Here is a 12,466-nt window from a genome sequence, read left to right on the forward strand (position 1 = left end):
GGGAGGCGGAACGATGAGTACAATGATAACGGTGTTAACCCTGGCAATTGCAATGCTGGTTTTTCTGCGGGAGCGGCCCCGGCGGAAAGAAACGCGCCAAATCTGGGCGCTGTGCGCGCTCGCGGGAGCCTTGGGCCTTTTGGTACCGGGAGGTTCCTTTGCGTTGCAGATCGTGCAAAGCCTGATGCAGGGCCTGCTTGTGGGCTGCTGCCTGCTGGCCGTTCGCAAGGAACGGATCTCGAAAGAGAGAAGGGCGCATTTTCTGCATTCCCGCCGCCGTGCCGGAAAGGATTGCCCCCGGCTTGCGGTGCCGGGGGATCACCACGGCGTGGGCCGGTGTGCGTGAGTCCTTGACAATCCCATCCTCCGGTTTTATACTAAAAGCTGAATCTTTCTAGAAAATTCTCTTTTTAGAGAACAGGAGAAAACGGCATGATGGCATATCTTTACCCCATAATTTGGTTTGCAGCGGGTCTGATTATGATTTTTAAACTGCGCCAGGAAAACAAGATTTTTATTTTTTCAGGGATTTATTTTTTATTTCTCGGCGGATGGTGGCTGATGAACCTGTTGTATCCGGACTACCACATGTTCAGCGGAACCATGGGGTGGGTGCTGCGCGGGGTCACCGCAGTCGCGCTGGCTGTGGTGGGCGTTGCCTTCTACCGCGAAAAAAAGCGGACCGAGGCCGCTCAGGAGCAGGAGAAGGCCGGACAAGCTCCTGAGCAGGATAAGAAGTACGGCGAGTCGGAAGAACAGTCTCTGCCGCAGAAAGCTTTGGAAGGAAATTCCGAGCCGGCCGACGATGTTCCGGACAGCCACGGGGAGAACCAGCCTTGATCGCATCGATCCTCATCTTGACAGAAAAAGTGTTCGTCATGTTTTTGATGATGGGAGTGGGGTATATTTGCTTTAAAAAGCGGATTATCACCTCACGCGGCGCGGCTCAGCTAACGAACTTGCTGTTATACATTGTTGGGCCGTGCTTGATTATCGCGGCCCTTCAGGCGGATTCGGCCGGAGTCAGCACGGGGAAAATCCTGCTGACTATTTTTTTATTTCTGGCGGGGATGATCGCTACCGCCTTGGTAATGCAGCTGCTGTTCCGAAAGCAGACAAAAAGCCGTGCAGGGATGCTGCGCTATGGCGCGGTATACTCTAACTGCGGGTTTATGGGTCTGCCGCTGGCTCAGGCGGTTTTGGGCAGCGCGGGTGTGGTGTATGCCTCGGCGTGCGTGGTGGCGTTTAACCTTCTGACATGGACGCATGGGTATCTCATACTGGGCGGAGCCGCGGGGGACCGCAGGCAAATGCTAAAAAAGGCGATGCTGAACCCCGGTACCGTCAGCTTTGCGGTTGGCCTGCCGCTTTACGCGCTGTCCATTCATCTGCCCGCGCCGCTGCTTCAGACTCTTGACTCCATCGGGGGAATGAACACGCCGTTGGCGATGATCGTGGTGGGTACGTACATGGCGAAGCTAAACCTGCGGGAGATATTTTCAGACCGCGAGGTCCGCCTGATAACGGCGCTGCGCCTCTTTGTGGTGCCGATGGCTTTTCTGCTGCTGCTGTGGCTGCTGCGGCCCGATTCGGATGTGATGGTGACAACAGCGCTGCTGATGGCCGCGCCGGTTGGGGTGAATGCGGTGCTGTTTGCGATCAAGCTCGGCAATGACGTGCAGCTGGCCTGTAAGATGATCGCGCTTAGCACGCTGCTTTCGATTATCACAATGCCGGTGATTGCGGCGATGGCGCAAAAATTGGCCTCCGCCTTCTAAAAAGAAGTGGCGTGTGTGCGGGAAAGCGCATAGTATGGATTGCGGGCGAGATTGAGTACCGCTTCAGATAGATTGCCTGCCTCAGTCGTTACGGCTGTGGCGGGCATTTTCTATTTGGACGTGTTTGGGGGAAAGACGCGCGCTTGAAAAAGAGCGGCAATTGGGGTAAAATAGAACAGATCGAAAGAGGGGACGGCGCTCCGGGCGGAAAAAAGGGAGCGCCGGAGCTTTCCCCAGGAAAAGTACTGCAAAAAAAGGCCGCTGCGCTTTGCGCAGGAAGGAGTTCTGAACCATGTTAGTAGCACCCTCGATGCTCGCGTCGGATTTTTCACATCTGGCGGACGAGCTGAAAAAAATTACCGACGGCGGCGCCGATTTCGTTCATTTGGACGTAATGGACGGTGCGTTTGTTCCGAATATTTCCTTTGGCGCGCCGGTGATCGCGGCCATGCGGCCCCACACCACGTTGCCGTTTGATGTTCACCTGATGATCCAGCACCCCAAGCGCTACATCGCCGATTTTGTGGCGGCTGGCGCCGATATTATTTCGTTTCATGTGGAATGTGCCGACGATCCTGATGAGGTAATCGCCGAAATCCTCACCCACGGCGCGCACCCCGCGATGGTAATAAAGCCCAAGACCCCCGCAGAGTTGATCTTCCCGTATTTGGACAAGCTGTATCTGGTGCTGATCATGACGGTGGAACCTGGCTTTGGGGGGCAGAGCTTTATGTCCGGTCCGCTTTTAAAGGCCCGGCAGCTAAAAGAGAAAAATCCCTCCGTCCTGATTGAAGCGGACGGAGGGATCAACGCCCAAACAGTTCTGGAATGCGCACGGGCGGGCGTGGACGTTTGCGTGGCCGGCACTGGGGTCTTTAAAGCGGAGGACCCCGCCGCGGCGATTCGGCAGCTGCAGTCGGCCGGCTGCTAAAGGCACCCGCCCACCTGGTTCACCGCGTCGCGCGAGAGCAGCTCGCCGTGTTCCAGAGAAAGGGCTGCGGCTGTTTTGCCAATGCCGCGAAGCCGGGCATATTCTTTTAAAAAGGCTTCTGTTTTTTCTTTCATAGCAAAATACGGGGAAAGAATCAGCCGGTAGCTGGTGCCGTACCGCAGCAGCTGGCATCCGCCCAGCGTGTTGATGTGGTGCAGATGCTCCAGAACGTCCAGAAGATCTCCGGCGTTTTCCAGTTCATACACATAAGGCCCAGAGCATTTGATCCGGTAAATTTTACGAGGTTCTCCTTTTTTGGCTTTCACAGGGGCTACCGCGGTAAACATCAGCACGGTTTCGCCGTCTGCGGTTGCCATCGCACGGATCGCGACCTGATCTCTCTTTAACGTAAAGTTGGTACTGGCGCAAGCAGCGGCAAAAATACGGGCGATCGTCAGCCGGCAGTGCAGGCTGCTCCAGCTCAGTCCCTGCATCAACCCTAAGGCTCGGGTTTCCCGCGCGGTTAGGATGATCAGCAGGTGAGAAGCATCCAGGGCTTTTGTCTTCAAATTGACACCCCCAATCACAATAAGAGCTTCACTACTATAATATTAACGCCCCGGTATTTTGTAAGAGGTGATTTTCAATGATTTCGTTTTTTTCCTCCGGCATCCGGCTGGAGCAGCAAAAGAGCCGAACGATGAAAGCGAAGATTTTGGCGCTGCCTGCGCCGGAGGTGTTGTTTGTGCCGCTTCCGGGCGCTCAGGCGCTCTCAGACCGCTGTGTGCGCGCGGGGGAGACGGTGCTGCGCTTTTCTCAGCTTTCTATGCCCGGGAGCCATGTCGCGGTAACCTCACCGGTCAGCGGCGAGGTTACCGGCTTTCAGACTCTGCCGCACCCGGTGCGGGGAGTTGTAGACTGCGCGGTAATCCGGCAGGACGGCGAGCCGCAGGAGCTGACGTTGGATGCCCCCGGAGTGGAGCATACGCCGGACAGCCTGATTCGGCTTGCGGCGGCTGCCGGGATTATTGATGAATATGATGGGATACCCTTGTTTAAGAAGCTGAAACGGCTTCGCAGAATGAAATTTGATTGGCTTGGTGCGAATGTGCTGGATGACGAGCCGTATGTTTGCAGCGGTTTGGCTGTCCTGCGCGAAAACCCGGATGGAGTTCGGCAGGGGTTGGAGCTGGCGGCTCTGGCGGTGGACGCGAAGAAAACCGGTGTGGCGGTTGTCAGCGGCCTGCGTGACCGCAGCTACTCTCATGTTTCGGGCCATATGGCCGAGCTGCTGGTTGGCAGCGGAGGGCGTTACCCTGCGCTGCCCGGCCTTCTGAAGCGCTTGCGCCGCGAAGGGCACAACCCCGGACTGATCGGCGCGCAGGCCCTCGAAGCGTTTGCGCAGGCGGCGGAGCGTGGAATCCCCCAGACCACAACGGTTGTTACCGTGGCGGGGGAGGGTCTTTCCCGCTGGCAGAACCTGCGGGTGCCGCTGGGAATGCCGATCGAAGCCCTGCTCTCCGCATGCGGGCGCAAAAAACGCACGGTGGTAATCGCAGGTTCGCCCATTACAGGGAACCGGGTGGAGGATCTTTCTGCGCCCGTTACCGCAGATTTGCGGTGCTTGATCGTTCTGCCGGAAGCGACGCAGACCATCAAGGTGTTCCCGTGCATCGGGTGCGGGAAATGCGAGGCGGCGTGTCCGGTGGGAATTATGCCTTGGGACATCTACCGCCGTCTGCAAGGGCAGGAATACCCCGATGCGCGGCATTTGCTGCGCGTTGATCGGTGCTGTGCCTGCAACGCCTGCTCGGTGGCATGCCCGTCGGGTCTTGAGCTTTCGGGAGCGGTGGCCCGTGCGATGGAAATCAAGGAAAGGGGATAAGCGCCGAATGCAGCAGCTTATGATTCAAAAACCGCCGTTTCTCCGCAGCGGACAAACGGTTTCTACTATGATGAAGGACATGCTGTTGGCGCTGGCTCTTCTTTTGCCATTGCCCGCAGTGCACTACGGTATGCACGTGCTGTGGGTTGCTTTCGCATCAATCGCGTCCTGCTTTGTTTCTGAAATTGCCGCCTGTATGCTCGCAAAGCGGCAGGTGGATATTTCGGAGCTTTCCTCGGTGGTGACGGGTTTGATGATTGCGATGCTGATGCCGCCGCTGGCACCCCTGTGGCTGCCGATTCTGGCGAGCGCGTTTGCGGTGCTGGTGGCCCGTGTGCCGTTTGGCTTTACCGGGAATAACCCGTTCAATCCCGCCGCCGCCGGAGTGGCGTTTGTAACTGTGTTCTGGCCGCAGCAGGTGTTTTCGTTTTCGAAGCCGTCGGCGGCTTCCGTGCTCAAGGAAGGGCTTAAGCCCAACCAAATCCCCTCTGAAATGCTATGGGGCACCGACGGCGGGTCGATCGGGACGACCGCCGTGCTGGTGATCGTGGCCTGCGCGATCTATCTAATCGTGAAAAAAACGGTGAACTGGCGAATTACCGTGTGTTTTCTCGCGGCGGCGAGCCTGATGGCCTTGCTGTTCCCGCGCATCATGGTAACGCCGCTCACTTCGCTGAAATACGAGCTGCTGTCGGGCTCACTGTTGTTCTGCTCGGTGTTCTTGATTACCGATCCGGTTACGTCGCCCCGCACACATGTGGGCAAGGCGCTGTACGGAGCGGCGGCCGGGGTTCTGCTGATGCTGATGCGCCGCTATGGAGCGTTCGAGCAGGCAGCCTGCTTTGCGGTGCTGCTGATGAACGCGCTTTCCCCTGTGATAGACAGCTTTGTGATCGCCGTGACGGCGAAGAGGGAGGCGAAGCGAAATGAGCAGCAGTAAGAAGTCCAAGACAGAGTCGCAGCTAATGGAAAAGGGTGGCCTGCGCAAAGCGGCAAGAGGCTCGAAGAAAACGGTGCAGAAGCGTCTGATCAAGGAAAGCATCGGTATTTTTCTGAATGGCCTGGTGTTCCGCAACCCCGTGGCAATCGGCGCGTTGGGCTTGTTTGCCGTGGTGGGTGCGGGCTATACCCTGCAGAACGCCGCAGCGCTTTCGCTGATGATGCTGATTATGATGCTGCCGGTTTGCCTTCTCAGCGGCTGGCTCAAAATGCCGGTATGGGTTCGCCCTGCGGCGGTGCTGGTACTCTCCGGCGTGATGTACCTGCCCGCGGCGGCGCTGGTCAATTGGCTGATGCCGCAGGCGTTTTCGGCTCTGAGTGTATACACCGTTTTGATGATCGGCAATTCGATTATTTTGTCCCGTGCCAATGATTACGCGCCGTCGCACATCTCGCTGGCGGTGCTGATGGATTCGCTGGGCTGCACGGCAGGTTTTTCCGCGGTACTCTTTCTGGTAGCGGCCCTTAGGGAAATTTGGAGCAACATTGTGAAGAATACGGGCGGAATGGAGCATGCCGGCGCATATCCCTTAGTCGGATTTTTGCTGCTGGGCGCAATCGCGGCGATGATTCAGCACGCGAATGCCAAACGAGCTGTGGCGGAAAGGAAGGCGAAGTAGGAATGGAGATGGCAGCGCAGTTGTTTTTGTATGCCATTCTGGCTCTGACGGCGCAGAATGTAATCTTCTGCGGTGGCGTGGGGTTCAGCCGGGTGCTGCGCGCGGCGCGCAGACCGAAAATACTGCTTTCGTACGCCGGGCTTTTGAGCATTTTCACCTTGATTTCTGCCTGGATGGGCATCGCCGTGAACCAGCTGGTGCCGGGCATTAGTCCTGCGGCGTTTTACCGCCCTGCGATTTTTGCGGTGTGCGTTGCGGCAGTATACCTGTTGGTTGCGCTGTTGTACCGTGTGTTTTTTGCCGCGCGCTATAAACGGCTGGAGCCGGTGTTCTCATCCTCAGCGATTAACTGCATCGTTCTAGCCATGCCGTTTGTTCAGCGGGTGTTCCGCATGACCGGCTGGCAGATTACCGGCTATGCGATCGGAACAGGTGTGGCGTTTTTTACGGCGGCGCTTGTTTTGTCCCACGCGATGGAGCGGCTGAAGAACCCCGATATGCCAAAGGCGTTTCAGGGCTTGCCCTCGGTGTTTTTATATGTGGGAATTCTTTCGTTGGCGATGTTCGGCTTTGCCGGAGGCAAGCTCTTTTAGAAGGGTTGCCTATAAAATGAGGGTTGTTTTTTCAGCGCCCCCTTACCGAGCGCTCTCGTTGGCTCGGGGAGAGGCGGCGCTTCGCGCCGGTTCTTTTTCCTCTCTTGCTTTGGCGAGAGAGGAATTGTTTTTTATCGCGGTTCCCGCAGGAGGAAATTCTGCTGGCGCAGGCTTGCCCCTCAGGCCGGGGCATGTTGTTTTTTCTCGCTTTGGCGAGAGGGAGACTGTTTTTTATCGCGGTTCCCGCAGGGGAAATTCTGCTGGCGCAGAGCCATGCCCCTCATGCCGGGGCGGGCACTTCCTTTCGTGAAAGGACGAAAGTAAGCAAAGGCCTTCCAAGGGGAGAGTTTCGATTCTCTCCCCTTGGATCCCCTCTCAACGACCAAAGGCTCTGCCTTTGGAAACCGGGAGGAGCTCCCGCTCTGGAGCAAATTTTCCGCACAGGAACAAGCCTGTGCGCGCAGCTTGTGCGTAAGAAAGCTTTAATGCCCGCAAAAACAAAAAAGAAGCTCTCCGCTAACAGAAAACATTCTTCTGCGAGCCAACAAGCACGCGTTTGTTTTGTGAAAACAGGCAGTTAACTAATTATGTTTAGCAGCGAAGCCGCACCGAAAAACTCCGAGCCAACGAGAGCGCTTTGAAAATGCCCGCCGACAGACGGAACAGCAAGACTTATGTTCAGAGGAAGCTCGGAGAGTGGGCATTTTCAATGAAGCGCCTTCCCGAGGGCTGTCGGTGATGCTTTCAGGAGCCGTTCCCCCAAACGGATTCCGAAGGCGGAGCCTTGGCGAATCTTTGCCTACTTTCTTTTCGTAAAGAAAGTTGGGGCCTGCCCCGGCCCGAGGGGCAAGCCCTGCGCCAGCAGAATTCCCACGGGAAACCCCGGAGAAAAAACAAATACGCTCAAGAAAAAAAGAAAAGCGCCGCCCGGCCTGAGGGGCAATCCCTGCGAAAGAAATGCATTCTTTCAAAACAGTAGGTAGAATTAGAATAGTTTTTAACAAAAAGTTAATAGATTGTTGAAAGCCATCGCGAAAAAAATAAACCAGAAATAGAAAAATCCCCGCGTCCGAAAACGGAGCGGGGATTCATTGCATCTAATCATAATAAAATCAGGGGGTTTCTTCCAGAAAACGGTTGATATTCCGTATCGCCAGCTCGAGAACAAGGTCGAGCGTTTGGGGCAGATGGAACAGCCCGGCAATGTGCGGGGTTAAGATTACGTTCTTTTCCTGCCACAAGGGATCGCTTTCCGGCAATGGCTCGGGGTCGCAGACGTCGGTGACGAAGCCGCCGAGATGCCCGCTTTGCAGGGCGGCCAGCACGGCCTGTTGGTCAACTGTCTTGCCGCGCCCGCCGTTAATCAGCAGTGCGCCCGGCTTCATCAGCCGAAGGCGGTGTTCATCGAGGAAGCGGTCGGTTTCAGGTGTGTACGGCAAAGCCATTGCCACAACATCTACCCGGGGAAGAATCTGATTCAGCTCGCTGAGCGTATGCAGCTCGTCAAAATCTGCCGAGGGAGCGCCCGCGGTGCGCCGCACACCGATGGTGTAGGAGCCGAGCGCCCGGCACAGCCGCGCGTAGTGGCTGCCGATATCCCCTGCGCCGATGACCGCTACCTTCATGGAAGCGAGAGAAAGTACCTCGCCCTCGTCCTTCCACAGGGACTGCCGTTGGTTGTCGCGGTACAGATGCAGCTTTTTGCAGAACGCGAGCGTCAGCGCGAGCATATGTTCTGAAACAGCGACGCCGTAAGCGCCGCTCGCACTGTACATGGTGCAGCTGGGCGGCAGAATCCCCTCGCCCTCATAATTGTCGCTGCCCGCAGTACGCAGCTGCAGCAGGCGCAGGCGGGGCAGTTCAATCAGCTTTTCGGGCTTTGGATTCCCCAGAATGATGTCTGCCCCACGCAGCTGGTCGTCCGTAACGGTTTTAAAAGTGGCATAAGTAAAAGCTGCGCGGGGAATGCTGTGTTCCAGAAGCGCTTTCTGAGCATTGGATAAACGGAGCAGAACTAAAACGTTTTTCATGCGCACTCTCCCCGAAAATTCGTTTGCCGATCAGTAATGGATGGAATCCAGCAGCTGATCCAGCGAGGACTGGCTGGTAACGAGGCATTTTCCGTAAATCACTGTGTTGTTCACGCGGCTGACGCGGTAGTACAGCTCACCGTTCGTCACCGTGTATTTCGCGTATGGGGTGGAATCCAGATTTGCGGGCTTGTTGCCGCCCGTCTGGATGCTGTCTTTCATAGAGTTGTACAGGCGCAGCGCGGTGCTTTCATCCGAAAGGGCGGCGTAATACAGCTCGTTACCGCTTTTGTCCGTCGCGCTCAGGTAGCTTTTTGCGCCGGTCAGCTGAGCTGTGTTGTCCGTTACGGTGTAGCCTGCGCCTTCTGCCAGGGTTTTAAAGTCATTTGCGTCCACGGCGGTGCGCGCGGAGCAGCCGGTTAGGGCCATCATCAGCAGAACCGCCAGCAGGGCCGATGAAAAAAGCGTTCTTTGTTTCAACGGGGGTACCTCCTGTGTTTTGGAATCCATTTTCAATTGATTTTTGCTTATTATACACCAAAGAAGTGGAAATGAACAGCGCGTGCCGTCGAAAGAATTGTTAAAATCCTCCATAGGGATTCCTTGGTGGAATTGGAAGAGGCATGAATAAGAGAAAACAGAGTGCGGATAATAACCATAAATCAAACCGCAGGAGGGAGTATTAACTTGAAGGCTACAGGAATTGTCAGACGAATTGATGATTTAGGCCGCGTCGTTATCCCAAAGGAAATCCGCCGAACCCTTAGAATTCGTGAGGGGGACCCGCTGGAAATTTTTACGGATGCCGAGGGCGGCGTTATCTTTAAAAAATATTCGGCAGTTGGGGAGATGTCCACTTTCGCGGCACAGTATGCAGACGTGCTGAGTAAAATTGCAAACCGGCCGGCTCTGGTGTGCGACTGTGATCATGTAATCGCCGTAGCGGGAGCCTCCCGCAAGGAGTATATGGAGCGACGCGTGTCGCAGGATCTGGAAGAAACGATGCACGCCCGCCACACGTATGTGCGCGACCAGAACAGCCCGCCGCTGCAACCGGTGGAAGGAATCAACCGAGCCGCTTCGGTGGTGTACCCCATCATTGCATCGAGCGACGTAATGGGCGCTGTGGTACTGCTTGCAGGGGATTCCTCCGAGCAGCCCGACGCTAGCGATATTAAGCTCACACAGGCCGCGGCGTCGTTTCTGGCGCGGCAAATCGAAAACTGAAAATAAAGTTGCATTTCCCAAAAGAATATGCTATACTATACCGAGTAAATAACGGTGAGGATGAAAGAGTGGGGTGACCCGCTCTTTTGTTTGTCTATGAGGTGAAAGTGTTGGCTGAAAAGAAAAAATCAGGGAATACGGCGGCTGCTGTTTGGGCTCTTGCAGAACGGGCCGCAAGCGGCACAGGTGTAACAATTTGGGATGTCCGCTTCGTCAAAGAGGGCGCGGACTGGTTTTTGCGGATCTTTCTTGACAAACCTGAGGGCATTGGCCTTGACGACTGCGAAACGGTTAGCCGTGCGCTGAGCGCTTTGTTGGATGAAGAAGACCCGATTGAGCAAAGCTATTGCCTGGAGGTATGCTCTCCGGGTATTAACCGAGAATTAACCCGCCCGGAGCATTTTGAGCGTTTTGCCGGCTCGCCGGTGCGGGTTAAATTAATTCGCCCGCTGCCGGATGGCCGCCGGGAGCTGTATGGGGAACTGCTTTCTCTGGCGGATGGGGTGATCCACCTGCGCGACGAGGCGGAGGAAATGATTACCATTGCCCAGAAAGACAGCGCATCGGTGCGTCTGTTGGATGACGATTTTGAAGAGGAGTAAGTTTAGATGAACAGCGAAGTTTTTGAAGCTTTGAATTTGTTGGAAAAGGAACGGGGCATCCCGGTCGATTTTATGCTGGACAAAATCAAGAAGGCGATTTTGACCGCATGCAAGAACAGCTACGGTAACGAAGATGCACTCATCAATATGGATGCCGCCCGCGGCAATTTTGAAGTGTTCCTGCGCAAGGTAGTCGTCGAAGAGGTCGAAGACCCGGGCAAGGAGATTTCGCTGGCGCAGGCCAGAGAAATTGACCCCTCCGCCGGTGTGGAGGATAAGGTCAATGTGGCGCTGAACACCAAGGAGTTCGGCAGAATCGCCGCGCAGACGGCCAGAAACATTATTCGTCAGGGCATCCGCGACGGCGAGCGCGGCCAGATGATGCAGGAATTCCAGAGCAAGAATCAGGAGCTGGTTTCCGCGCTGGTAGAGCGCGTAGACCCCCGCTCGGGAGCGGCCACGCTGAGAATCGGCAAGGCCGAGGCCGTGCTGCCCAAAAGCGAGCAGGTGGGCGATGAGCAGCTCAAAGAGGGCGATCACATCAAGGTGTATGTGGTAGACGTGAAGGAGACCGAAAAGGGTCCCCGCGCCATGATCAGCCGCACCCACCCCGATCTGGTGAAGCGTCTGTTTGAAACCGAGGTTCCCGAAATTTACGACGGCGTGGTCGAGATCAAGGCCGTTTCCCGCGAGGCGGGTTCGCGCACTAAGCTTGCAGTGCAGAGCCATAACCCCGATGTTGACGCGGTCGGCGCGTGCATCGGCGCAAGAGGCGCCCGTGTTTCAAATATCGTCACCGAGCTGGGCGGTGAGAAGATCGACATTGTTGAGTACAACGACGACCCGGCTCAGTTCATTGCGTCGGCGCTTTCCCCGGCGGATGTTGTTTCCGTTCAGGTAGCGGAGGACGGCTCGCGTGTATGCCGCGTGACTGTGCCGGACAGCCAGCTTTCGCTCGCGATCGGCAACAAGGGGCAGAACGCCCGTCTGGCTGCCAAGCTGACCGGCTGGAAGATAGACATTAAGCCCGAAAGCGGATTTTTCGGGGAAGAGCCCGTCGTCGGTAAGCCGGCGGAGCCTGTGAACGAATAAAATCAGTCGGCAATCGGCCGGGGGACCCTCCCTCCCCACTTCCAACGGGAGAATTGCCGCGCAAGTGCGCGGGAAGGAGTAAGATCGTATGATGCAAAAGCGCGTGCCCCTGCGTATGTGCGCAGGCTGCGGAGAAATGAAGTCGAAAAAAGAGCTGGTTCGGGTGGTCAAGGCGCCGGAGGTGAAGGATGAATCCGGGCAGATCATTGGGCCGGGCGAGATTTCGCTGGATTTAACCGGCCGCAAACCCGGGCGCGGTGCTTATGTATGTAAGGATATTAACTGTCTGAGAGCGGCGCGTAAGTCCAAACGGTTTGAGCGGGTTTTTTCCTGCCCCATACCGGCGGAGGTATACGACCGCCTAGAGGAGGAGATCGGAAAATGAAAAATCAGGTTCTCTCTCTTTTGGGCATCGCCCGGCGCGCGGGCCGACTCAGTCTGGGCCATGATGCCGTGGAAGAAGCCCTGAAGAAGAGAGAGGCAAAACTGATTATACTGGCTCGGGATGTTTCCGAGCGCACCGCCACCCATACACAGAAGGCGGCACTGCAGGCAGAGGTCCCCTGGATCGCCCTTGCGGACGGCATGGAGGAAATCGGCATTGCTCTGGGAAAAAAAACCGGAGTGATTGCGGTGAATGATCAGGGATTTGCCAAGAGGCTAACGGAATTGGCCAAAGAGGCTGCAGACAAACGGGAGGGATGAGTCA

At 56.2% G+C, this 12,466-nt stretch carries 16 protein-coding genes; 13 read left to right on the plus strand and 3 right to left on the minus strand.

The window, feature by feature from the left end:
• The first annotated feature begins 13 nt into the window (after positions 1 to 13).
• From QOS46_RS11330 to rpe, 4 genes are all read left to right on the plus strand, one after another.
• Entirely contained in the window at positions 14 to 346 is a 333-nt protein-coding gene (locus QOS46_RS11330; protein WP_283609826.1) for a hypothetical protein, read from the plus strand.
• An 86-nt stretch (positions 347 to 432) separates the two neighbouring features.
• Positions 433 to 840, plus strand: coding sequence for a hypothetical protein (locus tag QOS46_RS11335; protein WP_283609828.1), 408 nt, complete (start codon positions 433 to 435; stop codon positions 838 to 840).
• The gene (locus QOS46_RS11340) at positions 837 to 1,778 is read left to right on the plus strand and encodes an AEC family transporter (RefSeq protein ID WP_283609830.1); all 942 of its coding nucleotides are present in this window, start codon (positions 837 to 839) and stop codon (positions 1,776 to 1,778) included. Before QOS46_RS11335 ends, QOS46_RS11340 begins: the two co-directional genes overlap by 4 nt.
• A 292-nt stretch (positions 1,779 to 2,070) precedes the next feature.
• Positions 2,071 to 2,709: a ribulose-phosphate 3-epimerase gene (gene rpe, locus QOS46_RS11345; RefSeq protein ID WP_283609832.1), complete on the plus strand. Its 639-nt coding sequence runs from the start codon at positions 2,071 to 2,073 to the stop codon at positions 2,707 to 2,709.
• Here rpe and QOS46_RS11350 read toward each other — a convergent pair.
• Positions 2,706 to 3,278 carry a hypothetical protein gene (locus tag QOS46_RS11350; protein WP_283609834.1) on the minus strand — a complete coding sequence of 191 codons (573 nt, stop codon included), beginning with the start codon at positions 3,276 to 3,278 and terminating at the stop codon, positions 2,706 to 2,708. The two genes, rpe and QOS46_RS11350, sit on opposite strands and share 4 nt — an antisense overlap.
• 77 nt (positions 3,279 to 3,355) lie before the next feature.
• Between QOS46_RS11350 and QOS46_RS11355 the strand changes: the two genes are divergently transcribed.
• Genes QOS46_RS11355 through QOS46_RS11370 form a run of 4 tightly spaced genes read left to right on the plus strand, consistent with a single transcriptional unit; the run spans position 3,356 to position 6,806 of the window.
• Positions 3,356 to 4,594, plus strand: a complete 1,239-nt coding sequence (locus tag QOS46_RS11355; protein ID WP_283609836.1) for a 4Fe-4S dicluster domain-containing protein — start codon at positions 3,356 to 3,358, stop codon at positions 4,592 to 4,594.
• Positions 4,595 to 4,601: 7 nt separating this feature from the next.
• On the plus strand, positions 4,602 to 5,534 hold the full coding sequence (locus QOS46_RS11360; RefSeq protein WP_283609838.1) for an RnfABCDGE type electron transport complex subunit D: 933 nt from the start codon (positions 4,602 to 4,604) through the stop codon (positions 5,532 to 5,534).
• Positions 5,521 to 6,213, plus strand: a complete 693-nt coding sequence (locus QOS46_RS11365; protein ID WP_283609840.1) for an Rnf-Nqr domain containing protein — start codon at positions 5,521 to 5,523, stop codon at positions 6,211 to 6,213. Before QOS46_RS11360 ends, QOS46_RS11365 begins: the two co-directional genes overlap by 14 nt.
• Positions 6,214 to 6,215: 2 nt before the next feature.
• The gene (locus tag QOS46_RS11370; RefSeq protein ID WP_283609843.1) at positions 6,216 to 6,806 is read left to right on the plus strand and encodes an Rnf-Nqr domain containing protein; all 591 of its coding nucleotides are present in this window, start codon (positions 6,216 to 6,218) and stop codon (positions 6,804 to 6,806) included.
• A gap of 1,112 nt (positions 6,807 to 7,918) precedes the next feature.
• Here QOS46_RS11370 and QOS46_RS11375 read toward each other — a convergent pair.
• A complete protein-coding gene (locus QOS46_RS11375) occupies positions 7,919 to 8,836 on the minus strand; it encodes a D-2-hydroxyacid dehydrogenase (RefSeq protein WP_283609845.1) in 918 nt (305 codons plus the stop codon).
• 30 nt (positions 8,837 to 8,866) lie between these two features.
• Entirely contained in the window at positions 8,867 to 9,316 is a 450-nt protein-coding gene (locus QOS46_RS11380; protein ID WP_283609847.1) for a hypothetical protein, read from the minus strand.
• 207 nt (positions 9,317 to 9,523) lie between these two features.
• Between QOS46_RS11380 and QOS46_RS11385 the strand changes: the two genes are divergently transcribed.
• From QOS46_RS11385 to QOS46_RS11405, 5 genes are all read left to right on the plus strand, one after another.
• Entirely contained in the window at positions 9,524 to 10,063 is a 540-nt protein-coding gene (locus QOS46_RS11385; RefSeq protein WP_283609849.1) for a stage V sporulation T C-terminal domain-containing protein, read from the plus strand.
• A 107-nt stretch (positions 10,064 to 10,170) separates the two neighbouring features.
• The gene (locus QOS46_RS11390) at positions 10,171 to 10,665 is read left to right on the plus strand and encodes a ribosome maturation factor RimP (RefSeq protein WP_283610825.1); all 495 of its coding nucleotides are present in this window, start codon (positions 10,171 to 10,173) and stop codon (positions 10,663 to 10,665) included.
• 6 nt (positions 10,666 to 10,671) lie between these two features.
• Positions 10,672 to 11,757 (plus strand): transcription termination factor NusA, encoded by a 1,086-nt coding sequence (gene nusA, locus QOS46_RS11395; RefSeq protein ID WP_283609851.1) that lies wholly within the window; start codon positions 10,672 to 10,674, stop codon positions 11,755 to 11,757.
• Between the two features lie 88 nt (positions 11,758 to 11,845).
• Positions 11,846 to 12,142, plus strand: coding sequence for an RNase P modulator RnpM (rnpM, locus tag QOS46_RS11400; protein WP_283609852.1), 297 nt, complete (start codon positions 11,846 to 11,848; stop codon positions 12,140 to 12,142).
• Positions 12,139 to 12,462 carry a L7Ae/L30e/S12e/Gadd45 family ribosomal protein gene (locus tag QOS46_RS11405; RefSeq protein WP_283609854.1) on the plus strand — a complete coding sequence of 108 codons (324 nt, stop codon included), beginning with the start codon at positions 12,139 to 12,141 and terminating at the stop codon, positions 12,460 to 12,462. The genes rnpM and QOS46_RS11405 overlap by 4 nt, the downstream gene beginning before the upstream one ends.
• Positions 12,463 to 12,466 lie beyond the last annotated feature (4 nt).

Origin of the sequence: Faecalispora anaeroviscerum, assembly GCF_947568225.1 — a bacterium.
Classification (GTDB): Bacteria; Bacillota; Clostridia; order Oscillospirales; family Acutalibacteraceae; genus Faecalispora; species Faecalispora anaeroviscerum.

Excerpts from the sequence above, each read along its gene's own strand:
- QOS46_RS11330 (WP_283609826.1), top strand. The coding sequence starts at position 14 with ATGAGTACAATGATAACGGTGTTAACCCTGGCAATTGCAATGCTGGTT.
- QOS46_RS11335 (WP_283609828.1), top strand. The coding sequence starts at position 433 with ATGATGGCATATCTTTACCCCATAATTTGGTTTGCAGCGGGTCTGATT.
- rpe (WP_283609832.1), top strand. The coding sequence starts at position 2,071 with ATGTTAGTAGCACCCTCGATGCTCGCGTCGGATTTTTCACATCTGGCG.
- QOS46_RS11355 (WP_283609836.1), top strand. The coding sequence starts at position 3,356 with ATGATTTCGTTTTTTTCCTCCGGCATCCGGCTGGAGCAGCAAAAGAGC.
- QOS46_RS11360 (WP_283609838.1), top strand. The coding sequence starts at position 4,602 with ATGCAGCAGCTTATGATTCAAAAACCGCCGTTTCTCCGCAGCGGACAA.
- QOS46_RS11365 (WP_283609840.1), top strand. The coding sequence starts at position 5,521 with ATGAGCAGCAGTAAGAAGTCCAAGACAGAGTCGCAGCTAATGGAAAAG.
- QOS46_RS11370 (WP_283609843.1), top strand. The coding sequence starts at position 6,216 with ATGGAGATGGCAGCGCAGTTGTTTTTGTATGCCATTCTGGCTCTGACG.
- QOS46_RS11375 (WP_283609845.1), bottom strand. The coding sequence starts at position 8,836 with ATGAAAAACGTTTTAGTTCTGCTCCGTTTATCCAATGCTCAGAAAGCG.
- nusA (WP_283609851.1), top strand. The coding sequence starts at position 10,672 with ATGAACAGCGAAGTTTTTGAAGCTTTGAATTTGTTGGAAAAGGAACGG.
- rnpM (WP_283609852.1), top strand. The coding sequence starts at position 11,846 with ATGATGCAAAAGCGCGTGCCCCTGCGTATGTGCGCAGGCTGCGGAGAA.
- QOS46_RS11405 (WP_283609854.1), top strand. The coding sequence starts at position 12,139 with ATGAAAAATCAGGTTCTCTCTCTTTTGGGCATCGCCCGGCGCGCGGGC.